Origin of the sequence: Streptomyces sp. NPDC001668, from assembly GCF_042893155.1 — a bacterium.
Lineage (GTDB): Bacteria > Actinomycetota > Actinomycetes > Streptomycetales > Streptomycetaceae > Streptomyces.
Genome location: NZ_JBIAUQ010000006.1, coordinates 137,902 through 160,085, shown reverse-complemented (window position 1 = coordinate 160,085; position 22,184 = coordinate 137,902). Strand labels below are relative to the sequence as shown.

Here is a 22,184-nt window from a genome sequence, read left to right as displayed (position 1 = left end):
GCCAGGGTGAACAGGCCGGCGGGGGTGGAAGGCAGCGACTCCTCGACGACGAACTCTTCGAGCCGGTCGTTCAGTTCGCGGACAACCCGGGGACCGGCGGACCGAGGACGGGATGCAGATAGGAGCGGCCGGCGGAGGTGGGGTACTCGGTCGTCAGGACCTCCGAGACGCTCCGCGCGGCGTCGGTGAGCAGCCCGGCCAGTTCGGTGCGGTCGAGGAACGCACGGTCGGCGGTCATCGCATGGAGGCCTTTCGGGAGGCGGCCGGGGCGGCGGGGCTGGCTGCCGCCGGTGCGGTGGCTGGGAGGGACGCGGTCGGGTCGATCGCGTGGGGGGATCGGGACCGGGCCGCCTGGACCCGTATCTCGGCCGCCGCGTCGGTGTCGGCGGGCCGGTTGAGGCCGGTCCGGTTGGTGCGGAGCTGGGCCGTGCGGTAGACCGCGTAGTCCTCCCGGGCACCGGCCGCGACGAGGTAGATCTCGCGCTTGTGGGTCGAGGCGGGCGGGGCCGGGCGGAACTGGATGACCATCCGGTAGGAGACGCCCGGGTCGACGTAGACCTTGTGGAAGCCCGCGAGGCGGCCGGTCAGCGGCAGGCAGTCGTCGCTGCCGTGGACCAGGTTCTGCAGTTCCAGCAGCGCCAAGTCGCGGATCTCGTCGGGGAGTTGACGCAGGTCCGCGATGGCGTCCGGGTGGGCGGCGAAGGCGAAGCGGGCGCGGCTCACATCGGCCTCCGGGGAGTCGGGCGCTGACCCGTTCCTGCCGACGGCGCGTTGCCCGTGTCGAGGCCGGCTTTCGGGATCGCGGAGGCACCCGCTGAACGGGTGAGGGCGGCGCGGGTCAGCCGGGCGGCGGCCTCACCGCGGTAGTCCGGCGGCTGCGGCAGCGGACTGCCGCGGTCTTCCAGCCAGTGCCGGGCAGCGGCCTCGTCGGCGAAGGCGCCCTCGCGCATCGTGTACGTATGGGCGTCGGGGTTCACCTCTTCGAGAAAGACACGAATCGGTGCCTGAGCGGCGCGGGAGTCACGGGTCAACGTCCACGTCTCGGACGGGGCGAAGTCCGAGGTCCAGCTGTCGAGGACCTTGTAACGAGAGCCTGACTCCCGGATCTGCCGCTCGACCCAGAGAGTGAGATCGTCGGCGGGCTTCAGGAAGTCCCCCTTGGCCTGGGCGATCCGCTCGGGCGGGCAGCCACGCTCGATCAGCCAGTTCTGGGCGAACGCCAGGCTGGCGTGGTTCGCGGTCTCGAAGGTGAACGTGCGCTCGCGCAAGTCCCGCGTGATCTTGATGGCAACGAGCGCCGGATCACCGGGGACGCCCCAGGTCATCGACCTGTCGTGGGCGACGAGGTAGCTGTGCGTCCCCTCCGGGGCGGTGTGGTGCTCGGCCAGCACGGTCAGGTCTCCGGCCCAGATGCTGCTCTCTGCGAGTTCGGAGGCGGCGTCGGCAGGCTCGAAGTCGGCGAGGCGGAAGTCGGGTTCGGCGATCACTGGGTGGCTCCCGTCAGCTCGGGCGCCGGGGTGGCCAGCACGCGGTGGTTGGGCCGGGTCGGGCTCGTCGTGCATGCGGCGAAGGGGCCGTCGGGGGCACGGAGATGAACCAGGGCCTGGTCGAGGTGGTCGCGGTGCCACGTCGAGGGACCGGACAGGCCGGCCTCGGCGTCGGTGAGCTGCTGCCACGCGAGCCAGAGCGCGTGCAGCCGGGCAACGGCCTCGGGGTGCTCGTGCCACTGGTCGCACCACGGTCGGGTGGTGCTGATCTCCCGTCCGTAGACGGGCAGGAACAGGTAGTTCACCCAGTCGCTGAGCGCGGCCAGCTCGACGGCGTACGCCTCGCCGCCCAAGGCGAGGATGAACACCGAGGCCGGGGCGGCGGCCTTGTCGGCGCCGACGGCACCTGCGGTGGAGGTGTCCGCGGTGGGTTGAGGGGTGGAGACGGGCTCGGAGCCGAGGCGGTCCAGGATGACGCCGTGCTGGCGTACCTCCGCCATGGTCTTGGCGAGGGTGCTGGCGAGATCGTCGAGGTCGCCGTCGGGAACGCGGAACGGCTCGGGGGTGGCCTTGCTGGGGTCGGACATGGCGGATCCAAGGGAGTGAGCGAGCAGGGCGGGGGCGAGGTGCGGCGCGCTCTTCTGGAGGTCACGGTGGTGCTCCCTTCGCAGGTCGGCATGGGCAGGAGGATGCGGGGATTCCGCGATTTGGCGCGGCCGGGGAAACCGGCTATTGGGGCGCTACGGCGCGGTGCAGCGGGGGCAGTCCGGCAAGGCCGGTGCCAGCAACTGCACGGCGCGGGCGGCCTGTTGGGGGACCACGCCGTTGCCGAGCGCGGTGAGCTGAGCCGGTCGGCCGAGTCCCGGAGTGGCGGTCACCCAGCCGGGGGCCAGGCCCTGCATCCACTCCACGAAGTCGGCGCGCAGGCGTCCGGCGGAGTCGGTGGGCGTCGGCGCGGGGCGGGTGAGGTTCTCCCATCGGGCGATGGCGGAGGCGTACGCTCCCCATCGCTCGTCGGTCCCTCCGCTTCCGGGGCCGCCTCCGCCCACAGCGGCAGGACCACCGCCGACAGAGGCGGGCGCCAGTCCTTGCCCGGACGGCGGCCCGGGGTGCCGGTGTCGCTCGCCTTCGGGGTGGGCAGCAGCGACGCTGCCGCGCTCGGCAGCGTCATGTCCCCGTTGCCGTGCCGCTGGTTCGGCGAGCCCTTGGTCCCGTCCGACGCCTTCGGCGTGGGCAGCAGCCACTCCACCTCGTCGGCCAGGTTCGGGCCGTGGCCGCCGCTCTTCCTCTTCGACGGGTGCTGGGAGCCGCCGTTCTTGCCGATGTTGCTCGTGGGGGTCTTGAGCAGGGTGCTCGGTGGGCCAGGCGGCGAGGAAGGTGCGCTCGCGACGATGGGGGGCTCCGACGTCGGAGGCACGAAGCACGAGCCACCTCGCGTCGTACCGGAGATCGGCCAGGGAGCCGAGTACGGCACCAAGTGCCCGCACAGGAGGCTGGGTTGGGTCGTCTCCCAGACACCACGGGCAGAATTCCACGTCGCCAGGGGAACCGGCGGGCGAGGTGAGGAGTCCGCGGACATTCTCGATCACCACCAAGCAGGGTCGGAGGGCTTCGACCGCACGGGCGACGTGCAGCCACAGCCCCGAGCGGGTGTGGGGGTTGAGTCCGGCCCGGCGGCCGGCGACGGAGACGTCTTTGACAGGGGAAGCCGGCCGTCAGGACGCACACCCGAGGCACATCGGCCCAGTTGACTGCGGTGATGTCCTGCAGATTGGGCACGCCGGGCCAGTGCCGGGCCAGGATGCGCGCGGCGTCGGGGTTGATCTCGGCGTGCCAGGCCAGGCTGCCGCCGAGCGCGGTCTGGACCCCGAGGTCCAGACCGCCGTAACCCGAGCAGAGCGAGCCGATCAACGGCGATTGTGCGGTGGTGGTCTCCATGTCACCGGCCCCGTGCGATTTGGTCCGAGGGGGCCGCCGGGGCCGTGGTGACGTTGGGCGGCGGAGGCCCCGGAGAGCGCGCGGTGGTCGCGGACCGGCTGCGGGCAGCCTGGAGCCGCGCGGACGGGGGAGAGACCGTTGCCGATGCGGCGTACAGGGAGTTGGCTCCGTCGTGCAGTGCCGCGCCGGCGGTGGCGAGTGCTTCCTCCATCACCCGTACTGCTGCCTCCCGGGCATCCCTGGCGTCGGGCTGGTCGCGCAGACTCTCGCTCTGGTTCAGGAAGGCGAGCTGGTGGGCTACCGCCCCCAGGGCGGAAGCCGCTTCGCCCGCGGGCTCGACGGCGGCGGCGAAGTTGGTGATCACGCGAGCGGTGTGGGGCGCCTGGTTTTGGTCGGCGGCGCGGAAGAGGACCTCGTCGCCCAGAGCGGTGACCAGCTTTCCTAGTTCGGAGATCTGGCGGGCGACGGCGACGACGTCGGGTGAGCGGTGTGGGTCTCCCGGCACCGGCAGCTTGCCGCGCTGGGCGTCGAAGGCGGAGGCCGTGGCGCGCAGGGCCAGGGCGTCGGAGAGTGGGGTGTTGTCCACGGGGCGTTCCAAGGTGGGGACGGTCGGATGGGCTGGGTTGGTTGGTGATTGGGTGAGGGCGGAGGACGGCTCAGCCGTGGGTGCGCGAGGGCGGTCGTGCTGCTGATGATGTGGAGGCAGAGCCTGGGCATTCCGAGGGCCGTGCGGCCGGTCGCGCCGTGCTGCGGGCGAGGGCGGCGTGGACCTGCGCAGTCGGGGGCCCCTCGGTCGGCGGCGCGGGCGGCGCCGGAGTGGGGTGGCCGTTCGCGGTCTGCCAGCGGGCGCGCACGTTGTCGAGCGGCCCGAGTGCGTGCAGGGCGTGGCTGATGAGCCGTCCGGGGGCCAGGGTCTCGTTCTCGGCCAGGGCGCGGATGGCGCGGGCGGAGGCGGCGGCCGTACGGGCGACGGAGGAGCGCATGATCTGCTCGCCGAGCCACTCGGCGCTGCCGGCGCCGACGCCGTCGCAGATGGCGGTGAGCTGTTCGGCGGTCAGCGTGCCGTCGGCGAGGAGACCGCGCCGCTGGGCTTCCCACAGCACGGTGATCCGGTCGATGGGTTCGCCGCGGTGGTGCAGCGCTCCCAGGCAGCGGTAGAGCTGGCCGTGGGCGGGGTCGGCGAAGTCGTCGGGTCGCAGCCAGCCGACCACTTCGTCCATCGCCTTCGGCTGCTCGACCAGGACCGCCAGCAGGAACTGCTCGTCCTCGGCGACCTGGTCCGCTCGTACCGGCGGCGGCGCGACGGGAGCTGTGGGGGGCGGTGTCGCCGGGGCGACCGGGCGCGGTTCGGACCCCCAGCGGCGCGCGAGGTCTTCGAGCACCCCGGCCAGGACGTCCGCATGGTGCAGCGCTCCTTTCACCTCACCTTGGAGGGCGTCGGCGCGGGCTGCCTGGTGGAGGCGGATCGCGTGCGCGGTCACGCTGCGGTGGATCGCTCCCTCCAGCACCATCCGGCCGTACACCGGGGCGTGCTCGGGTCGCGGGCAGGCCGAAATCAGGATGTGGGGATACACGGCGGTCAGCCCTCGGACATGGTGACTGGCCTCGGCGACGGCGTCCGTCACCCAGGACAGCGGCACGCGTTCTCCGGTCGCCACGGCGGGATGGCTCTCGGTCCGGAGCTTGCGCAAGGCGGCGAACAGCGCCTGGTGGATGGGCCGGTAGAAGTGATCGGGCGCGAGCCAGTCCAGGTGCGCGAGCTGGCTGGGGTCGAGCAGCACCGAGCCGAGCACCGCCTGCTCGGCACTCAGCAGCGGGTTCATCGCCGCCGCCCGGGGCGGGGAGTCGGCGGGTCGTCCTGCTGCGAGTGGAGATCGGCGACGGTCTGGTCGGCGGCGGTCATCGCGTCGGCGAAGCGGTCCAGCGCGCTGGTGAACGTCGGGTCTTTGGCGAGGATCGATTCGGAACCGGTGACGAGCCACCACTGGCCACCGCGTCGGACGACCGGTGACCGGGCGAGGCGTTCGGAACGCGTCGGAGGAGGGGACGGAGTGCGCGAGGACATGAGGGGACTCCTGAGCAGGTAGAGGGGAGGGGCAGGCCGTGAAGCCGATGTCGGCCCGGACGGGGGTGCCGGAGCGGCAGGACTAGGCAGGAAGCCGTCCGGATGGCCGTTCTCCGGTTCGGCGTCCGTGAGCGCGTCGGAGATGTCGCCCTGATGTCCGGACCACTCGTGGGCGGTGACCCGGTCGATCGGTGCCTGGTCCAGAGGCCGGCGACTGCGGTGCGGATACGCCTGGCCGAGTAGCGGCGTGACCTCCGTCAGCGGCGACGGCCGCGGTCGAGAGCCGTCTGCGCGGATGCCGGGAGGGGTGACGTGGTGGGCGGTGGGGTGTGCGGTGTGGGGCGGTGGGGTGTCGTGGTGCGTGTGGTGGCGGCTCGGACTCGTGGGGAGGTGTCGTCGGTGTGCTGGAGGGCGTTGGCGGTGTCGGTGAAGCGGCGCCAGGCGTAGTCGGAGCGGTCCGCGGTCCAGGCTGGCGCCTGGGCGACGAGGGCTTCGGCGAGGGCGGCGACGTCGTTCTCGGGTGCGGTGCCGCGTGCGAGGAGGGGGCCGGCGGGGGACCACAGGTCGATACGCCATTCGTCGCCGAGTCGGACGGCGGTGACGAAGCCGTCGTCGGGTGCCGGTTGGTAGGTCCAGATGTGGGCGTGGACTGTCCAGCCGGTTCCGGCGAAGGCGGGTGGGGCGGGCTTGGGCAGCGGTTCGGGTGTGCCGACCTCGAACATGTCGAGCAGCGGTCCGTCGCTGAGTGCCGCGTCCATGAGCCGCAGCGCATCGTCCGTGGAGACGTCCTGGCGTCCCTTGAGCGCGGCGAGGACGGTGCGCAGGGTGCTGAGGTGTTCCCGGGCGTCGCCGGGGTCGAGCCGGTCCTCGGCGGGCCCGTCCTGGCGTAGCCAGTGCCGCACCGACGCCGCCTGGGACCGCAGCGATTCGATGTCCCTGGCGGAGAGCCGTTCAGGTAGGTGTTCGACGCGGTGGACCAACTGCCAGTAGGGCTTGAGGTGTTCGTTGACGACGTGGCGGGCGATGCGGTCGATCTGGGGGCGGAAGCCGGCCACGGCCCCGGTGCGGACCTGGTCGTCGTGGTGGCGTAGATCGGTGAGCAGGCGCATGTAGGCGTCGTGGGTGTCGATCCGGTCGCGGACGACGGACTCGTAGGCCCGGTTGAGGAGTTCCAGATCCGACAGTTCCCGCGCTCCGGACTCGGGATGGTGGGCTGCTTCGCGCCGGAGGGCGGCGACGCGTTCGGCGGCGGGGACGTCCCAGACCCCGCTCATGCCGCACGCCCGAAGCCGGAGTCGTTCGCCTTCGCGAGTGCGCGGTCGGTGATGGTGGCCGTGGCGGCGGCGGAGGCGGGTGCGATGGTCTTCGCCGACGGCTCCTTGTACCAGGGCTTGAGGTCGAGCAGCGCGATGCGTAGGCCGGTGGCCAGGAGGAGTGCCTTGCCCTTGGGCAGCGCACGGATCGCGTCGGGGGCGAGGATCCGCTCGGTGCGCATGGACACGGAGGTCGACTTGCCGCTGTCGGAGCGGGAGACGGAGACGGTCCGTACCTCGTGCTCCCCGATCGCGCGGCTCAGCTTGTCGGCGAAGTCGATGTCGTCGATGCCGGAGCCGACGATCTTGACCGTGGCGGCGCTCCAGAGTGCGTCCATGCCGGCCTCGCCCCAGCACCGCTGGCCCTGCCGGTAGGACTGCAGGATCGTCATCGGGATCACGCCCCGTGAGCCCAGGTGGCTGTACAGGTCGGGGAGATCGGAGATCTTGCACACGTTGGCGGCCTCGTCGAGGACGCACAGGGCGGGCGGGTCGAGCCGCCCGCCGGAGCGCTCGGCGACGACCACGGCCGCGCGCATCACCGCGTCGGCCGCCGCCGCGATGATCGCCGATGCCGAGCCGCCGCCGTCCTTGCTGAGCAGGTACAACGTGTCGCGGGAGGTGGCGAACGCGGAGGGCTTGAACTCGGGAAGGCGCTTGTCGGGTGTGACCCAGGCGGCGATGTCTGGGTCGAGCAGACAGCTCGCGTACTGCCGAGCGGTCTCGTAGATGCCGTCCCGCGTTTCGGTGGCCCCGCTGACGGTGCCCTGGAGCTGGGCGGCGACCGCCTCGTGTCCGGCATCGGTGAGCAGGTCCACCGGCGTGCGGTCGGCGGGGGAGGCGAGCCAGGCCAGGACATCGGTGATCGGGCGCCGATGGCTCGCGGCGGCCAGGAACAACGCGCCCAGCGTGTTGCTCGCGGCGGTGGACCAGAAGTCGGCACCGCTGGACTCGTCGACACTTGCGGCGACGAAGTGCCCGGCCAAACGTTTCGCCCCAGCCAGGTCACGGGCGTCGGCCAGGATGTCCCACCACATCTCGCGCGGGTGGTGGGCGATCTGCTGCGGGTCGAGCGTCCAGATCGTGCCGACCTCGGCACGGGCGTCCACCGTCGCGGTGAAGGCGTCGTTCGCCGCCTTGTTCGAGGTCAGCAGTACCGGGCCGGGAGCGGCGAGGATTGCGGGGATCGCCAGCCCGGACGTCTTGCCGGAGCGCGGGGCCATGATCGCGACGATCACGTCCTCCCAGGAGGCACGGACCTCGGCCCGGCCCGGGGAATGCGTGCCGACGAGGATCCCGCGGTCCGCGGGAGCGACCTCCTTTGGTTTGAGGCCGGACAGGCTCGGCCGCAGGCTCTTCGCCTTGGCGGCGATCTCCTTGTTCATCAGAGGGGCGAGATCCCGCCTGCGGGCGAGGCCGTTCTTCGCACCGCCGCGCAGCCGCAGCCACACAACCAGGCCGGTGACGGTGAGGCAGACGGAGAGCAGTCCGGGAACGAGCCGCGCGCCGACCAGCAGAGCGGTGGGGCTCAGGTGCGGCCACAGCGCGTCGGGGTGCAACAGCGAGTTGGTGGCCTCGAACGGCGCCCAGGGGCCGGTGCCGACGAGAGAGTTGGTGAGGTTGCCGGTCAGCCAGGCGAGGGAGCCGAAGGCGATGGCGGCGCCGAGGACGCCGAACAGGAGGTAGAGGAGCGCGTCGGAGCCGGTGGTGGTCGAGGGCGCGCTGGTACGTGGTGCGGACATGGCGGGTCCAAGGGGGGAGAACGGACAAGGCGAGGCGGGGCGCGCGGCGCTCTTCTGCTGGTCATCGGGGCAGCTCCTGCTCCGGGAAGGGGGCGGCGGTCGAAGTCAGGCCGAGGTCATCGCGTGCGCGGCGACCGGGGCGGTGAGGCGCTGGTGGGTGCTTCGGATGTCGCGTCGACGGAGGGCGCGGTCCGCTGGGTGCCGGCGTGTGGGGAGGAGGCGCGGGCGGCTCGCTGTCGGTCCGCTTCCGGGTTCTGGGTGGCGGGCGGCTTTTCGTCCGCGACCGCGTCGTTGCCGAGGACATCGCTGAGCGGCTCCCCGGTCCGCAGGGCAGGCACCTCGTCGCGGTACTTGGGGTCGCTGAGTTGCACAGGGCACGTGCCGATCATGTCCTCGGCGACCACCAGCTCCTCCTGGACGTCCCGCAGCATGCGAGTGGCGGCGGCCAGCCGTGTCCACGTCTCGAAGGTCGGGTTGTGGTGCGGGTTCTCGAAGGTCAGCCGGGCTCGGGTCCAGTCGGCCGCTGCGGCCACGAGTTCGGTCAGCTGGGGGAGGGCCCCGAGCGCTCCGTTGACCTCCTTGATGATTCCGGCGACCTCATGGGGAGTCGCTGTCTCCGTGAGCCGGGCTGTCATCCCCGGGACGGAGTACGGGTCGGCCGACGGGTGGGGCAGGTGTCGGACCTGCGGGGGCGTGTCGGAGCCGGGCGCCTTGCCGCTGTAGGCAAGCCGGATGTTGTGCTGCATCGCGGCGCCTACGGCGTCGCCGATGCTCGGGTAGAACTCGGGCACTGTTCCTCCTTGGGCGGGGAGTTGGGTCGGTGCCGGGTGGGTTGGACAGATCCCTCGGACCTTGGCCGGTCTAACGGGTCCGAGGACTTGTGACCTGCGGCGCACCTACGGCTGTACCGACCTCCGGCGACGGAGTTCCAAGCGCCGAAGACGCCTTGGCCCTGTCCGCCGCGGGTGACGTGGCGAGAGCCGCGTTTCGTGCGTCGGGCGGGGATGGGGACTGCGTCTGCGCCCCAGTGTGGTCCTGGCGCGAGCCGCTGACACGGTGCAGTTCGCGTCCCGCTCCGACGAGTTCCGATTGCGCCGCGCTGACGAACTCCGCAGCGAAGCCGAACCGGTCGGCGAGCGCGTACGACTCGTCGTCGAGGTCGGTGATCTGTTCGCCTGCCGTCTCCAGAGCTTCCCGGAGGCGTTCCAGGACGCCGTGTTCGGGATGAAGGAGGTGACCGACCGCCTGGGCAAGGTCGGCACCGTTCTCGGCGGCCCTGATCTGGTCGGTCAGCCGCAGGACTTCGGCGCTGGCGGTGTAGAGCCCGAGAGGGTTGGCCGGGCTGGTCAACCGCCTCGTGTCGAGGTCGGGGTCCAGATCGACGCTGTACCGGGCGGCGCGGAGCATCTCGGCTGCGTGGGAGGCGATGGCGACGCGCTCAGCCTGCGGGGTGGTGGTCGCCAGGCGGTGGCGGCGGCCGTACCAGTCCTCGATCTGCTGGAAACCGGCGTGCTTGAGGAGCGTGGCGGACAGGTCGTCGCTGGCGCCCTTCGCCGAGACGCTACCGCTGGGCTCTGCGCTGATGGTGATGTAGGAGGCAGGCACGTGGTTCTCCTGGGCGCGGGGTGTCGGGCGCGGGGTCGGGGGCAGGTGGCCGAGTTCGCTGGCGATGCGGTGGCACTCGGTCTGGAGACGGAAGGCGTCGCGGTAGGTGTTGTGGAGGCTGCCGTCCTCGCGGGCGAGGGTGGCCACGACGTGCACTTGCCGTGCTTGGTTGCGCACGGCGATCCACCGGCAGGCGTCCGGATCGCCCTCCGGCGCGATGCCGGTGGCCGCCACGATCCGGCGGGCCACCTCGGCCCACTGCGCGTCTGTCGGGTCGGGGTGCCGGGGATCGGAGCGGACCGAGCAGACCCACACTGGCCGCTCGGGAGCTCGGGTCCCGAGGCGCTCGACGGGTGCGTCGAGGGCGTGGGCCAGGTACGCCGGCGCGTCGGTCTGGGCGAGCATCTCGATCGGGGCACCGTGGCCGTCCCCCGCGATCAGGCGGGGGTTGGTGTGGTTGCCGCGCTCGCCTGGCCCGTACAGGTACTCCAGGAGGCCGGCGGTATGGCTGGCACGCTGCAGGTGGGCGATCACGGCGTCTACCTCGAAGGGGAGTGGTGAACGGGAGCCCGGGTGGTCGGGCCGTTGGGGGAGAGAGGATCCGCGGAATCCGCGGTTTGGCCCGGCCGGAGATGGGTGGTAGACGCCTGATGTCACTGCGGCTCGTTGAGGCCCTGGTCGTAGGCGGAGTCCGCGCAGGCGGAGCGATCCGGTGCCCGCCGAAGCGGGGCACCGGGCGTCAGAAGTGGGGGTTCTCCGTGGGCCGGTCGGCCCCGGTGGCTGCCTCGAGAAGCTAGGTCAGGTCGCCGGGCTCGGAGGAGCGTTGATCAATCCACCAGCCGGCGCGGGTGATTGTGCGAGCCGCGTCCTCGATCTCCTCCCACTCCGCCTCGCTGGTCTCGCCTTCGAGGACCAGAGCGGTGTACGCGGCAGCCAGGACCCGGTGGCGGCACCGCACGCCCCAGGCGACGGCCCGCTCGCGGCCTTCGAGGGGCGGCATTCGGTACTGCTGCGACCAGGCTGCGGACTCGGCCTGCTCTTCGGCGCGATTGGCCTCCAGCCAGGCGGCCTTTTCCTGCTCGTGGCCATCCTTCGCGGCCCGCCAGCAATCGGTGCACTCCTGCTTGGAGAGCCCACTCGGCGAACCCCGCGCGACGGTCGGCCGCCCGGTCGGACAGGTTTCGCTCAGCCTGGTGCCCACAAGAATGGGTGATCTGCCAAAGAGTTTTCACGGCCATGGGAACTGCTCCTTACGGGAGTTGGGTCAGCGGTTACGGGAGAACGCGATGCGAGGGTCCACCGGGCGGGTTCCCGGGCCGGAGGCGGCGGGCGCGGCCACCGGCGCCTTACCTGGCAGGCCGGCGCGGGCGGGACTGGCGGCGAGCGCGGCGGCGCTCATGGGGAGCTTCTGAGTGGTGAAGCCCTGATCGCGCTGGTGGCGCGCTGCCGTCGTAGGCGCGGGTGACTGGCGCGCAGTAATCTCCTGGGCGAGGAGGGGCTGTACGGCCACCTGGAGGTCGGCCCGGTGCATCGCCAGCGTGGCGGTGGCGACCTTGTCGAGCGCCTCGCTGCGGTGCGTGGTGATGTGCAGCGTGTAGATGTCCAGGCCCGGGTTGAGCCGCCAGCCGTGCTCTTCCAGGATGAGCGGGCCGCCGAGAGCAGAGGAACCGTCGGCGGTGGCGGCGACCACACCGAGCTGCGGGTGCTCGGCGAACGCGACGTCCGGCTCGACGCGCGCGGGCCGGTCGAGGACGGGCGCTGGTCCGGAGGTCAGCGAGGGGTCGAACGCGGCGTCCACGTCGACCCGGTAGCCGGCTTTGCGCAGTAGCGCGATGGCCCGGGTGGTGCGGCCCTGCCCATCATTCTGCTGGTTGGCCAGCGCGTACAGGTTGGGGTGGTCGGGGACGGGGTGGAAGTCGAAACCTTTCAACATCCAGGTGCTTGCCGCCAGTTGCTTGGGGTTGGCGGCGACGATGCCGAAGTCGGGGTGGCGGCCGACCGCGATGTCGGGAAGCGGGTCGTGCTCGGGGGTGGGCATGGCGGGTCCATCCGATGGGCGCAGGGGGAGCGGGGCGGTCGAGGGCGGGGACGGTTCTGCTGGTGCGGGACATGGCGGGCTCCAAGGTGGGCGGCGGTCAGCGACCGGGCGCGGACGAGGGTCGGGCGGGAGGCAGGGAGGGAGGTGCGGCTGAAGCTGACGGCGGCGCGGCTGGGGTCGTGCGTTGTGCGGTCGGTGAGACCGCGAGAGCGGCGGCGACCCGGGACGCCGCCGGTTCCTCCGGGGCGAGCTGGTCCACCCGGGCCTGGAGCCTGCCGGGGTGGTTGGTGTGCCGGTCGGCCAGCACGCCGCGCATGGACCGAATGTCCAACGCGTAGGAGTCGAGCTTCTGGGCGATGTAACGGAGCCGGTTCGCGTAGTGGGGATCGGCGGGTTCGCCCAGGCCCTCCCACCAGCCGGCCGTCGTGTTGAGGGACTCCACGACGCGCTGGAGAACGCCGTCACCGGGAGCGGTCAGCTCGCTCAGTGCGGCGACGACCTCGCCCGTGTGCGACGCCGACTGGATGGAATGGGTCAGGTGGCCGAGACGGTCACCGATGCTGAGTCCCTGATGGTCAGGGGGCGGCAGGCTGGGGTCGAGCAGGCCGGGATCGCACGAGACGTCGAAGCCCTCGGCCTGAAGCATGTCGACGGCCCGGGTCACCATCTGCCGCTGCTCGACCGGGTCGGTCATGGCGGAGGGCAGCCGGTGGAAGCGCTCGCGGAACAGCACGACCGGGACGAAGCCCGCACGGTGGAGCACCGCGTCGGCGCCGCTCTCCTGGGCAGGTCGCCGCGGTTCCGGTCGGGGCGGCAGGCCGAGCTGATCCAGGCGCGTGTCGATGGCGGCGAGCAGGCGGGGGATGCTGCCGCCGTACCGGACATGGGGACCGTCGGGCTCCGAGTCGTAGATCACTTCGTGGAGCGTGGAGTCGTCGGGATGCCCGCGCGTCACCAACCAGCTCTCCGGATACCCGGGTGGGTGGTCGGTGGGCGGTTCCTGGGGCGGAGAGATGATCAGGGCGCTGCCGTCGGGGAGTTCGGCGTGGACGATGTAGTCGCTGAGGCCGTACTCGACGGTGCAGGACAGTCCGCGTTGCCGAAGCGGCGTGGTCAGGTGGCTGTACGGGTGGTCATGCTCCGACGTGCCAGCGGTGGCTTCCTGGATGCAGCGTTCGCTGGTGCGCGCCGTGATGCGTGTGCCCTCCCGCTGGAGGGTGACCAGGGTCTGATCGGGGCGCATGTGGGCTTCTCCGTGGCCGGCCGTCCCCAGCGGTCGACGGCGGCGGCAAGCCGCAGCCGGGCGGGGACTGCAGGGGTGGTGGCGTTCGTCGAGGATCCGGCGATCGGACGGTTTGGCCCCGCCGGACGTCGGTGCTAGATGCGTCAGCGCGAGCGGCGCACGGCAGGGGCGTCGGACGTCGCCGAGGCGGGCGGCGAAGTGGGAGAGGTACCGTGCTGGCCGGAGGCGGATCGGGCCAGGGCCGCCTGGACACGCCCGGTGTGCGCGGACTGGTCATCGCCGATCCGGTCGGTCAGGTGATCGGCAGCCCTGGCCAACGCCGCTCCGCCGTAGCTGAGTTCGTCGGCGTAGTGCCAGCCTTCGGAGTTGCGGATCTCGCGGGCTCGTTGCTCGTAGAGCTCCCGCGACCCGGGCATGGACCCCTCCATGAGCGCGATGACCTGATCCCACTCGTGGCGGATCTCGCCTGCTCGCTCCAGTACGGAGTCGATCCCCCGCAGGCGCAGCAGGTCGGCGCTGATCGGGCCGTCCACGTAGTCGGCCGGTTGCGCGGCGGCCCGGACACTGGCGAGGACTTCGGGGCCGTGGGCCAGGAAGGTCTCGACGTGCTCCCAGGCGGCGGCGTCCCGGGCCACCTTGCCGTCGGCGTACCCGGTTTCATCGACGGGCCAGCCGTCCTCGTCGCAGTACGAGTCGGAGACCGCGTCCCACTGGTCCGAAGCCTGCCTGATGCCGTCGGCGGCGGAGGCCAGGGCCTGGACACGCGCCCGCCATGCCGCCCGTTTGTCGGCGTCTTGCGGCTGGCAGTCAGGGGTGGCGGAGGAGCCGGGAGAGGTAGGCATGGTCGTTACTCGTTTCTGTACGGGTGCCTCACCGCGAACGCGGCAGCGAGCGCGTGACGGAAGGTGGGACCGGAGCCGGAGCGTCGTTCCGCTGGCCGGGGGAGGTTCCCCGGGCCGACGCCGCTGGCGAGAGACGGGCTGCTGCTGCCGCTTGGTACGCCCGGGAGCGGACCTCGTGGTCGACGTTCTCCGCGACGAGATGCAGCTCCTCGCCGAGGTCGGTCAACCGGGAGGCGATGGCGTCCAGCTCGGACGCGCTGCTTCGGGCACCGTGGACGCGACACCACTCGGAGGCGGTTTCGAGCATCTGGTGCAGGCGGGCCACCGCGCCGAAGTCCTCCGTGACGGCCTCGCGGAACAGGTCAGTGAACTCCTCGGTCCGGGCTGCGGCGAGGCGGTCGTTCCCGTCAGTTGCCGGTGAGCCGCCGTCCGGACTCGTGGCCGGGCCGGCCGTCGGGTGGCGCTGGAGCGGGGCGGCATCCTCGACCGCACCGAACCGGAGACCAGGGGCGAGCCCGGACCGGGGACCCGACACCCCATGGGGGCTCACTGTCGCGCCTCCCTGCTTGATCCAGGAACTGAGGACCCGTCAGTTACTGTGAACTCACGGGGGTCTGCATGCATCCGGGCGTCCGTGTCGAACAGTTCGCGCTCGGCCGGATGCAGGATGTGCTGCGTGATGAAGCTCCGGCCTGCGACTTTCCACAGGCCCCGGCCCTTGGTCAGGGCGGACACGGCCTGGGTTTCGATACCGGTCAGGCCGAGCAGCGACGCGGCTGCGGTGAGCTGGTCGGGCTCCTGGCGGTAGATGATGCGGGTGGAACAGTCGGCGAGGAGACCCTCGGCCAGCACCCGGCCACGCGAGCCGGCGTCGCCCGCGCTCAGCAGATCGCTGAGGCGGTGGATGACCATCAGGTTGGCGATGCCGAGCCCTCGGCTGAGCTTCCACTGGCTCTGCATGCGCTCCAGCAGGCCGACGTGCCTCATCACGCGCCATGCCTCGTCGTAGATCACCCAGCGTCGGCCGCCGGCCGGGTCGGCGAGCGCGGACTCCATCCAGGCGCTCGCGCAGGTCATCGCGAGGACCAGCGCGGTGTCGTCGCCCGAGCCGCCGAGGCGGGAGAGGTCGATGGACAGCATCGGGGTGGTCGGGTCGAAGGCGACGGTCGAGGGCGCGTCGAACATGCCGCTCAAGTCGCCGTGGACCAGACGGCGCAGGGCATGCGCGAGGTCCTGCGCTGCGGGCCCCATGCGCCCGGCCTGGTCGCCGAGAGCCCGGTCGAGGCGCTCGGGCGCGCCGAGGGTGTGCGCGATCTCGCCGAGCAGGGGCACGGTGCCGCCTGCCTCGGCTTCGGTGACGACCAGGTCCAGCGCGAGATCGAGGGCCGTGTGTTCCATCGGCTGGAGATCGCGCTTCAGTACGGTGCGCGCGAGGCCGGCCAGGAGCAGGAGACGGCGCTTGCGGACCTCCGTTGACCAGTCGTTCTCGCTCACCGAGGCGGGCCGGGCCGGGGCATCCAGGGGGTTCAGCCTGCCCGGGAGCCCCGGGCCCAGCGCGATGCTGTAGCCGCCGAGAGCCTGCGCGACGGCCGTCCACTCGCCCTTGGGGTCGCAGGGCACGTAGACCCGGTAACCGTGGGCGATCGCCCGGGTGGCGATGGACTTGGCCAGTGCGGACTTGCCCATGCCGATGATTCCGGCCAGGACCGCGTTGGGGTTGGTGAAGCCCTCGACCCGGCCGCTGCTGTACAGCGAGAACGGGTCGTAGCAGAACGCGGCCTCCGCGTGGACGTCGCGGCCGATGAAGATGCCCTCCGCGCCCAGTCCGCCCTCGGCGAGGAAGGGATAGGCCCCGGACACGGTGGCGGTGGTCATCCGGTGGGCGGGCAGGTTGAGCTTGCCACCTCGTGCCGAGGCCGGGCCGGGGCGTCCAGACGGCGGATAGGTCGGCCGCAGCTCCGGGTCGAGGGTCTCCTCGTCGCGGCGCTTGGGCGGGGTCCCTGCGAGGCGGGCCTGGCGCCGGGCCTCGGCGAAACCGGCGCGGGCGGCGCGCTGCTCGGCCCGCGACGACTTGCGGGGAACGAACAAGGGGGAGGCGCTGGCGCGAGTACGGGGCATGAACGATTCTCCAGACGGAAGGCAGGGTCAGTGGCGGACGAGGCCGGTGAACGGAGCGTGGAGGTCGGCCGGGGTGGTACGGCGTCGGACCAGGTGCGCGGTGCGCTGGTGGCGCTGGCAGATGGTCAGCTCCGGTGCGCCTTCCGGCAGGCCGGCCTGGCACGCCTCGCGTTCGGGGACCTTGCCGGAGTCCGGCCGAGGTGCCGCGTGGTAGGCGGCGTGGACATGGTCGGCGGCCTGCCAGATCCGGGTGCGGGCGGCGCTGAGCTGGTCGCCCTCGATCGGCGTGAGCTGGCCCGTTCGGGCGGCGTGGGCGTCGAGCAGGCCGTGCAACGAGACGAGGTGGGCGTGCAGGGCGTCCAGTTCGGCTCGGGTGGTGACGAGAGGACCGCCTGGCACGTTGAGCGCGCGGTGGAAGTCGAGCGCGGCGGTGGCGAAGGGCACGAAGTCCTGCGCGGTCGGGCTGGCGGTGCGGGACATGGGGGTGCTCTTTCGGAAGGGGGGAGGGCCGGCATCAGACGGCGAGGGCGAGCGGCATGGCGGCGGCGGTGAACGCCTCGGCCTGCTGCCAGGTGAGCGGCCGGAGGTCGAGCTGGGCGCCGACCGCCGCGGTCTCCACGACCGCGCAGGCGGAACGAAGTTCCTCCTCGGAGTCGGCCGAGACGGTCAGCAGGCCGGTCAGGGCGACATCCGCGTGGCCCGCGATGAGCTGGCGCTCTCGGGACTTGATGTCGTGGTACTCGATGGAGTCCGCTTCGGAGTCGACCTGGCCGCGCCGCGCTCGCTCGGCTGCGTCCGCGATCACGCTGGCCTTCTTGCGCTGGACATCGCGCAGGGCGGCGTCCAGCCCCTTCGGCTCGTACGACAGCGACAGGGTCCGCCGCACTCCGGCGGTGAACAGCAGCTGGTGCAGGAAGCCCGCTGAGGTCTCGGTGCGGGGCCAGTTCTCCACCCAGTACGTGCAGTGGACGGCGGAGTCGGTCGCGATGTGGTCCGACTTCTCGACGACCACGACCGGGCCGGCCGCGGCTGCGTCGGCCTCGGGGCGCCCGGAAGAGGACCAACGGTCCAGTGCGGAGAGGGCCTTGGGGTCGTACGCCGTTCGTACGACTGCCGCGATCTCGCGGGCGGTGAGCCAGCCGGTGGGGTTGAGCCCGGCGGTGCGCGCGGCCTGGTCGAAGGTCGAGGTCAACTGCGCCAGGACGCTGAAGGACCCGGTCAGACCACCACCGGCCTGGTTGATCAGCCGCCTGGCGGCCTTGGCGTCCTGCGAGACCGCGACGTATGCCTCGTGCGGAGCAGCGGCCGGGCCGGCGCTCTGGATCAGCTCGCTGTAGACCTGGCCGGCCACCGGGGCGTCGGGCCGGCCGTGCTCCTCCCAGTACCGGCGAAGGGCGTCGCCGGAGTCCGGCACGGTGCGCTCGATCACCTGAATCCGGGCGACCTGGCCGGTGCGGGCCAGTGCGGCGAGGGCACGGCCCCAGCCGTTGACGTTGGCGTTCTGGGTGCCCGGGTCGAGCAGCGCGTAGGCGCGGGAGGACACCTTGACGACGGCGGTCAGAGTGCCGGTGTGGGGGTTGTGGACGGCGCCGTACCGGCGGTCGGGTGCGGTGACCACGCGCAGGCTTGCGGCGGTTCCGGGCAGGTGGAGGAGTCCTTCGCGGACCGGTCGGCGGGAGGGTCGGACGAGCCAGATCAACTGGCCCCGCATCCGGCGGAGCGCGTACCGGGTGACGATCGGCGCCCAGTCGGCCAGGGCCCGGCCTCGGTAGCGGACGAAGACGAGCAGGGCGATGGCGGCCCACAGCGGGATGAGTTCGAGAGCGCCGACCACGCCACGGGCGAGGATCACGGCGAGCAGGAGCAGGCCGGTGAGGCTCACGACGATCAGCTGTGGGGCGGTGAGGCCGAGCAGGATGCCGCGCCTGCTGCGGTGCGGGAACTTCACGGTGGCCGTGGTGGCTTCGGCCTGGCGGTTGTCAGACATGGCGGTTCCAGACAGTGGGAGCGGGCGGGCAGGGGCGGAGGCGTGGCGCTCTTCTGGAGGTCATCGCAGGACTCCACCCGTGTGGTCGGGGGAGGGGGTGGGCTGGAGGGAAGCAGCCCGCCCCCTCGGTGGTGGTGGGTCAGGACCCGGACGGCGGCTGGTCGGGGTAGACCCAGCTCGTCGGAGTCGGGGAGCCGGTCGCCGACGGACCGGTGGAGGGCGGCGGTGGTGCGGCGGGACCATCAGGCGGAGCGGCACCTACGCGGGTCAGGCTGCCGCCCGGAATCGACGCGCCAGCGGGCTGAGGGGCGGAGGGAGCGCCCTCGGAGTCCCCTGCTTCGGTGTCGGCAGGCCGTGTGATCAGCGCGGGGATGCCGGGGCGCTGGATCAGGGCGCGGCCCTTGTCGCCGGAGGCGTTCGGGTCCTCGCCGTACCGGAAGCGGGTCTGCGGCTTCGGAGGTCCGGCGTCGATACCCTCCTTGCTCAGGTTTCCGCCGGTGGGGTTGATGCCGGAGGCGACACCGTCGCTGCCCGCGCCGGGGACCTTGCTAGGCCCCTGCGGAGCGGGAGTGCCGGTGCTGGCCTGCATCGCGAGGCTGCCCGCGGTCTTCGCCGCGCCTGCGGCGACCGCCATGCCGGCGACGCCGGTACGGTGCAGGTCGTCGTGTCCGCCGCCGTCACTCGCCCAGTGGACGAACTTGTAGGTGGCGTACGGGCAGAGCAGGACCAGGACCATCACGACGATGCCGGCCATCGCGTCGGAGAGGGCAGCCATGCCGTCCGTGGCGTCGGACTTGCCCATGGCCGAGACGCCGATCAGGAAGACCACGGTCATCAGCAGTTTCGACACGACCAGGGTGGCGGTTGCCTCGATCCACCCCCGCCGCCAGCGCTTGGCGACCTCCCAGCCACCACCGGCTCCGGCGAAGACGGCGAGGGCGACCATGATCAGGACACCGACCTTGCGGGCGACCATCACGCCCCAGTACATGAACGCGCCGATCGCGCAGCCGAAGGCGACCAGGGATGGGATGGTCCAGCCGAGGGCGTACATCGGCCCCAACTGGTTGACCTTGATGACGCGGCGGATCGCGTCGTCCACTGAGCTGTTGGCCGCTTGGAACAGGCCGTCGGACAGGGCGTCGACCACCGTGATGGCGACGGAGGTGAAGGCGACGGCGCAGAAGGAGAAGAGGACGCCGGTCATCGTGCCGATCGCGGCTTGGGCGAGTGCGCGTTCGTCCCGTCGCCAGGCCGCGAGCATCAACTGGATGCAGAACGTGCCGACGGTCAAGGCGAGACCGATGGGCAACAGCAGCTCGTAGTTGTCCCGGAACCAACCGGCGTTGAGATCGATGGCGGTGGTCTCGTTGACGGCCCTGGCAGCGAGATCGGCCGCGCTGGCGGCAAGCTCACCCGCTGACTTCGCGATCCACGCCCCGATGCCGTCGGTGACGGTCCCGGCGGGATTGGCGGCAAAGTCGACGGCGCCGCAGACCTTGTCCATCAGCGGAAAGTCGCAGACTCCCATGGCGGTACCTCCTTTCTGGGTTGGGGTCAGGGAGCGACGGCCGACAGGACACCGGCCAGGGCGCAGGGCTGGGAGGGGCGGCACTGGACCGCGAGGGTGGTGACGCGGTTCTCGGCGCCGCCGTGCGACGAGCCTTTCCAGGCGATCGACTGTTTGCCGGAGACCGTCACCGCGTAGACGTACGCGGTGGTGATCGCCCCGGGGTCCGCCTGCAGGGCCTGGGTGAACGAGTCGGGGAAGTGCGCCTCGTTCACCTTGGCGGTGGCGAACTGGCCGTTGGCGGCCATCTCTTTCCACAGCACGCGCGAGGGGACGAGCGCGTCGACCGAGGCGGTGTCGGCGTACTTCCTCTCGCTGGTCAGCCACCCGCGCAGGGCAGCCAGCAGCTCGCGCTGGGAGTAGGCGCGGGTGTCGTACGACCACAGCGCCGCGGCTGCCGCCTTGCCGAAGGCGATCGGGTCGTGCGTGGACGGGGGAACAGGCAGGTCGCCGCGGCTGCCGTGCGGTCGTGACGAAGCGGAAGCAGAAGCGGTCGAGGAGGGGGAAGCCGAACTCACCTGCGGTGCGGGAGCCTTGGAGGAGGTCCTGCCGTCGCGGGTGAGGTAGGCGGCCAGGCCGGCGAGGGCGACGAGCACCACCAGGACAGCGGTGCCGAGCAGCGCCCGGCGGCGCACGCGAGAAGCGCCGCCGGGGTTCGTGGAGCGGGGAGACATCAGCGGACCTGGCTCCCCAGCGTGCTGAAGAAGGCCACCACGCCGTTCGCGGCGCCCAGCAGGAGGGCCGCGCCAGCGCTGACCAGCACGCCCTTCTTGCCGTTGGCCTCGGCCTGGTGACCGCCGGAGTGGTGGCCCCAGGCCCACACACCCGCACTGACGGCGAGTGCGCCGACCACGGCGATGATCCCGAAGAGGTTGATCGAGCCCATCACCTGCTTGAGGACCGACAGACCCGGCAGCCCGCCCTCGTTCGGCTTGATCCCGGGGTCGTAGGCGAGCTGGACGACCTTGTCGACGAGGTACATAGTTGTGAACTCCAGTTTGATTTAGTGCACGCCAAAGCCCGAGGGGGCGAAGCGCCAGTGCAGGAGGGGGAGGGAAAAGCGCCGGTCAGACGACTCGGCGGGCCGCGAGAATCTGCGACTTCCAGGACGCGAGGGTCGTGAGGCGGACCACGTCCCCGGTGCGCGGGGCGTGCACGATCAAGCCCTGGCCGACGACCATCCCGACGTGCTCCGGGACTTTGGCGGTCCCTTCGGTGAAGACGAGGTCACCGGGCCGGAGAGCGTCCACCGATACCGGCTTGCCCTCCTTGACCTGCGTGTACGTCGTCCGCGTAAGGGTGACCCCGGCGGCCCTGTACGCCTGCTGCATCAACGAGGAGCAGTCGCAGCGGCCCATGGGGTCGCTCCCGTGGGAGTCGGTGCAACTCCCGCCCCACTGGTACGGCGTGCCGAGCTGGCCGAGCGCCCAGCGGATCGCCGTCTGAACCTTGGGCGGAGCGTCTGCCGGGATCTTGTATCCGGCCGGCACCGCGCCGGGCGGGATGGTTCCGAAGTCGGTGCCGTCCCCGCCGGCCGTACAGCCGCCCGCGGTACTCGACGCAGCACTGGCCGTGCTGTCCGAGCCAGACGGCGAAGGGCTCGGCGACGTGCCGCCGGCCTTCGACAACAGCGGCTCGATCGCCTGCTGCAAGGCGGTGGCCAAGGGCTCCCACTTCGCGTAAGCCTCGGGGAAGCCAGACCTCTGCACCGCCTGGGCAGCCTGGGTGACGGACAGGGACTGCCAGCCCGAGACCTTTCCCAACGCCTCGTAGAACTTCGTCGAGGCGTGCACCGGGTCGAGGATCTCGTTCGCGGTGCCCCACCCCTGCGACGGCCGCTGCTGGAACAGGCCCAGCGAGTCGCGGTCGCCGTAGGTGAGGTTCCGCAGGCCACTCTCCTGCAGCGCGGTCGCCAGGGCCACGATCTGGCCGCGGGCCGGGATGTTCATCGCGACGCCGGTGGCCTGGATGGTCTTGGCGTTGGGGATCTGCTCGGCCGGGTCGGCCAGGCCCGGCACGGAGACCGTGCCCTTGCCGCCGCCGTCCAGGATCGCCTTCACCTGAGCGGCAACGGCCGAGGTATCCACAGCCTGTGGACCGCCGGTCGAGCAGGAGGCCGTAGCAGTCCCGGCCCCGACGGCGAGAACCGGAACGGCCAGCAGGAGCGGACCGGAGGCGAAGAGACCTACGACCGCTCCGGTGGTCTTCTTCATCGCCGCCGCCGTTCGCCGGGGCG

The 22,184-nt window shown here is 71.7% G+C and carries 23 protein-coding genes and 3 pseudogenes; all 26 read right to left on the bottom strand.

Features of this window, described 5'->3' with window-relative positions:
* Window positions 1-70 precede the first annotated feature (70 nt).
* Window positions 71-238, bottom strand: a complete 168-nt coding sequence (locus tag ACFYZ8_RS20390) for a hypothetical protein (protein WP_389049919.1) — start codon at window positions 236-238, stop codon at window positions 71-73.
* Window positions 235-723, bottom strand: coding sequence for a hypothetical protein (locus ACFYZ8_RS20385; RefSeq protein WP_389049918.1), 489 nt, complete (start codon window positions 721-723; stop codon window positions 235-237). Before ACFYZ8_RS20385 ends, ACFYZ8_RS20390 begins: the two co-directional genes overlap by 4 nt.
* Window positions 720-1,487 carry a glycosyl hydrolase gene (locus ACFYZ8_RS20380; protein ID WP_389049917.1) on the bottom strand — a complete coding sequence of 256 codons (768 nt, stop codon included), beginning with the start codon at window positions 1,485-1,487 and terminating at the stop codon, window positions 720-722. The genes ACFYZ8_RS20385 and ACFYZ8_RS20380 overlap by 4 nt, the downstream gene beginning before the upstream one ends.
* Window positions 1,484-2,074: a DUF4913 domain-containing protein gene (locus ACFYZ8_RS20375; RefSeq protein ID WP_389049915.1), complete on the bottom strand. Its 591-nt coding sequence runs from the start codon at window positions 2,072-2,074 to the stop codon at window positions 1,484-1,486. The genes ACFYZ8_RS20380 and ACFYZ8_RS20375 overlap by 4 nt, the downstream gene beginning before the upstream one ends.
* Before the next feature lie 153 nt (window positions 2,075-2,227).
* Window positions 2,228-2,536: a hypothetical protein gene (locus ACFYZ8_RS20370; protein ID WP_389049913.1), complete on the bottom strand. Its 309-nt coding sequence runs from the start codon at window positions 2,534-2,536 to the stop codon at window positions 2,228-2,230.
* Window positions 2,537-2,851: 315 nt separating this feature from the next.
* Window positions 2,852-3,130 (bottom strand): annotated as a pseudogene (locus ACFYZ8_RS20365) (DNA cytosine methyltransferase); the annotation flags it as partial.
* Window positions 3,131-3,251: 121 nt separating this feature from the next.
* A pseudogene (locus tag ACFYZ8_RS20360) lies at window positions 3,252-3,425 on the bottom strand (DNA cytosine methyltransferase); the annotation flags it as partial.
* Window position 3,426: 1 nt separating this feature from the next.
* Window positions 3,427-4,011, bottom strand: a complete 585-nt coding sequence (locus ACFYZ8_RS20355; RefSeq protein WP_389049912.1) for a hypothetical protein — start codon at window positions 4,009-4,011, stop codon at window positions 3,427-3,429.
* Between the two features lie 70 nt (window positions 4,012-4,081).
* Entirely contained in the window at window positions 4,082-5,248 is a 1,167-nt protein-coding gene (locus ACFYZ8_RS20350; RefSeq protein WP_389049909.1) for a DnaB-like helicase N-terminal domain-containing protein, read from the bottom strand.
* Window positions 5,245-5,490: a hypothetical protein gene (locus ACFYZ8_RS20345; RefSeq protein ID WP_389049907.1), complete on the bottom strand. Its 246-nt coding sequence runs from the start codon at window positions 5,488-5,490 to the stop codon at window positions 5,245-5,247. Before ACFYZ8_RS20345 ends, ACFYZ8_RS20350 begins: the two co-directional genes overlap by 4 nt.
* 257 nt (window positions 5,491-5,747) lie before the next feature.
* Window positions 5,748-6,764 (bottom strand): hypothetical protein, encoded by a 1,017-nt coding sequence (locus ACFYZ8_RS20340; RefSeq protein WP_389049904.1) that lies wholly within the window; start codon window positions 6,762-6,764, stop codon window positions 5,748-5,750.
* Window positions 6,761-8,545 (bottom strand): type IV secretory system conjugative DNA transfer family protein, encoded by a 1,785-nt coding sequence (locus ACFYZ8_RS20335; protein WP_389049902.1) that lies wholly within the window; start codon window positions 8,543-8,545, stop codon window positions 6,761-6,763. The genes ACFYZ8_RS20340 and ACFYZ8_RS20335 overlap by 4 nt, the downstream gene beginning before the upstream one ends.
* A gap of 116 nt (window positions 8,546-8,661) precedes the next feature.
* The gene (locus tag ACFYZ8_RS20330) at window positions 8,662-9,336 is read right to left on the bottom strand and encodes a hypothetical protein (protein WP_389049901.1); all 675 of its coding nucleotides are present in this window, start codon (window positions 9,334-9,336) and stop codon (window positions 8,662-8,664) included.
* 70 nt (window positions 9,337-9,406) lie between these two features.
* Window positions 9,407-10,684, bottom strand: coding sequence for a hypothetical protein (locus tag ACFYZ8_RS20325; RefSeq protein WP_389049898.1), 1,278 nt, complete (start codon window positions 10,682-10,684; stop codon window positions 9,407-9,409).
* A 259-nt stretch (window positions 10,685-10,943) separates the two neighbouring features.
* A pseudogene (locus ACFYZ8_RS20320) lies at window positions 10,944-11,388 on the bottom strand (hypothetical protein).
* A 26-nt stretch (window positions 11,389-11,414) separates the two neighbouring features.
* Window positions 11,415-12,188, bottom strand: coding sequence for a hypothetical protein (locus tag ACFYZ8_RS20315; RefSeq protein WP_389049896.1), 774 nt, complete (start codon window positions 12,186-12,188; stop codon window positions 11,415-11,417).
* Between the two features lie 97 nt (window positions 12,189-12,285).
* The gene (locus tag ACFYZ8_RS20310) at window positions 12,286-13,431 is read right to left on the bottom strand and encodes a hypothetical protein (protein ID WP_389049894.1); all 1,146 of its coding nucleotides are present in this window, start codon (window positions 13,429-13,431) and stop codon (window positions 12,286-12,288) included.
* A 143-nt stretch (window positions 13,432-13,574) separates the two neighbouring features.
* Window positions 13,575-14,273 carry a hypothetical protein gene (locus ACFYZ8_RS20305; RefSeq protein ID WP_389049892.1) on the bottom strand — a complete coding sequence of 233 codons (699 nt, stop codon included), beginning with the start codon at window positions 14,271-14,273 and terminating at the stop codon, window positions 13,575-13,577.
* Between the two features lie 28 nt (window positions 14,274-14,301).
* Complete coding sequence (locus ACFYZ8_RS20300) at window positions 14,302-14,823, bottom strand: hypothetical protein (RefSeq protein ID WP_389049891.1); 522 nt, start codon at window positions 14,821-14,823, stop codon at window positions 14,302-14,304.
* On the bottom strand, window positions 14,820-16,391 hold the full coding sequence (locus ACFYZ8_RS20295) for an ATP-binding protein (RefSeq protein ID WP_389049889.1): 1,572 nt from the start codon (window positions 16,389-16,391) through the stop codon (window positions 14,820-14,822). The genes ACFYZ8_RS20300 and ACFYZ8_RS20295 overlap by 4 nt, the downstream gene beginning before the upstream one ends.
* A gap of 27 nt (window positions 16,392-16,418) precedes the next feature.
* The gene (locus ACFYZ8_RS20290; RefSeq protein ID WP_389049888.1) at window positions 16,419-16,871 is read right to left on the bottom strand and encodes a DUF6238 family protein; all 453 of its coding nucleotides are present in this window, start codon (window positions 16,869-16,871) and stop codon (window positions 16,419-16,421) included.
* A 34-nt stretch (window positions 16,872-16,905) separates the two neighbouring features.
* Window positions 16,906-18,378, bottom strand: coding sequence for an SCO6880 family protein (locus ACFYZ8_RS20285; protein WP_389049886.1), 1,473 nt, complete (start codon window positions 18,376-18,378; stop codon window positions 16,906-16,908).
* A gap of 139 nt (window positions 18,379-18,517) precedes the next feature.
* Complete coding sequence (locus ACFYZ8_RS20280; RefSeq protein WP_389049885.1) at window positions 18,518-19,909, bottom strand: ATP-binding protein; 1,392 nt, start codon at window positions 19,907-19,909, stop codon at window positions 18,518-18,520.
* Window positions 19,910-19,935: 26 nt separating this feature from the next.
* The gene (locus ACFYZ8_RS20275; protein ID WP_389049882.1) at window positions 19,936-20,622 is read right to left on the bottom strand and encodes a hypothetical protein; all 687 of its coding nucleotides are present in this window, start codon (window positions 20,620-20,622) and stop codon (window positions 19,936-19,938) included.
* A complete protein-coding gene (locus ACFYZ8_RS20270) occupies window positions 20,622-20,930 on the bottom strand; it encodes a DUF6112 family protein (RefSeq protein ID WP_046913952.1) in 309 nt (102 codons plus the stop codon). The genes ACFYZ8_RS20275 and ACFYZ8_RS20270 overlap by 1 nt, the downstream gene beginning before the upstream one ends.
* Before the next feature lie 85 nt (window positions 20,931-21,015).
* Window positions 21,016-22,161, bottom strand: coding sequence for a C40 family peptidase (locus ACFYZ8_RS20265; protein ID WP_389049880.1), 1,146 nt, complete (start codon window positions 22,159-22,161; stop codon window positions 21,016-21,018).
* Between the last annotated feature and the right edge of the window lie 23 nt (window positions 22,162-22,184).

Excerpts from the sequence above, each read along its gene's own strand:
- ACFYZ8_RS20270 (WP_046913952.1), bottom strand. The coding sequence starts at position 20,930 with ATGTACCTCGTCGACAAGGTCGTCCAGCTCGCCTACGACCCCGGGATC.
- ACFYZ8_RS20350 (WP_389049909.1), bottom strand. The coding sequence starts at position 5,248 with ATGAACCCGCTGCTGAGTGCCGAGCAGGCGGTGCTCGGCTCGGTGCTG.
- ACFYZ8_RS20310 (WP_389049894.1), bottom strand. The coding sequence starts at position 13,431 with ATGCGCCCCGATCAGACCCTGGTCACCCTCCAGCGGGAGGGCACACGC.
- ACFYZ8_RS20375 (WP_389049915.1), bottom strand. The coding sequence starts at position 2,074 with ATGTCCGACCCCAGCAAGGCCACCCCCGAGCCGTTCCGCGTTCCCGAC.
- ACFYZ8_RS20280 (WP_389049885.1), bottom strand. The coding sequence starts at position 19,909 with ATGGGAGTCTGCGACTTTCCGCTGATGGACAAGGTCTGCGGCGCCGTC.
- ACFYZ8_RS20305 (WP_389049892.1), bottom strand. The coding sequence starts at position 14,273 with ATGCCTACCTCTCCCGGCTCCTCCGCCACCCCTGACTGCCAGCCGCAA.
- ACFYZ8_RS20275 (WP_389049882.1), bottom strand. The coding sequence starts at position 20,622 with ATGTCTCCCCGCTCCACGAACCCCGGCGGCGCTTCTCGCGTGCGCCGC.
- ACFYZ8_RS20345 (WP_389049907.1), bottom strand. The coding sequence starts at position 5,490 with ATGTCCTCGCGCACTCCGTCCCCTCCTCCGACGCGTTCCGAACGCCTC.
- ACFYZ8_RS20390 (WP_389049919.1), bottom strand. The coding sequence starts at position 238 with ATGACCGCCGACCGTGCGTTCCTCGACCGCACCGAACTGGCCGGGCTG.
- ACFYZ8_RS20285 (WP_389049886.1), bottom strand. The coding sequence starts at position 18,378 with ATGTCTGACAACCGCCAGGCCGAAGCCACCACGGCCACCGTGAAGTTC.
- ACFYZ8_RS20340 (WP_389049904.1), bottom strand. The coding sequence starts at position 6,764 with ATGAGCGGGGTCTGGGACGTCCCCGCCGCCGAACGCGTCGCCGCCCTC.
- ACFYZ8_RS20265 (WP_389049880.1), bottom strand. The coding sequence starts at position 22,161 with ATGAAGAAGACCACCGGAGCGGTCGTAGGTCTCTTCGCCTCCGGTCCG.
- ACFYZ8_RS20315 (WP_389049896.1), bottom strand. The coding sequence starts at position 12,188 with ATGCCCACCCCCGAGCACGACCCGCTTCCCGACATCGCGGTCGGCCGC.
- ACFYZ8_RS20295 (WP_389049889.1), bottom strand. The coding sequence starts at position 16,391 with ATGCCCCGTACTCGCGCCAGCGCCTCCCCCTTGTTCGTTCCCCGCAAG.
- ACFYZ8_RS20290 (WP_389049888.1), bottom strand. The coding sequence starts at position 16,871 with ATGTCCCGCACCGCCAGCCCGACCGCGCAGGACTTCGTGCCCTTCGCC.
- ACFYZ8_RS20335 (WP_389049902.1), bottom strand. The coding sequence starts at position 8,545 with ATGTCCGCACCACGTACCAGCGCGCCCTCGACCACCACCGGCTCCGAC.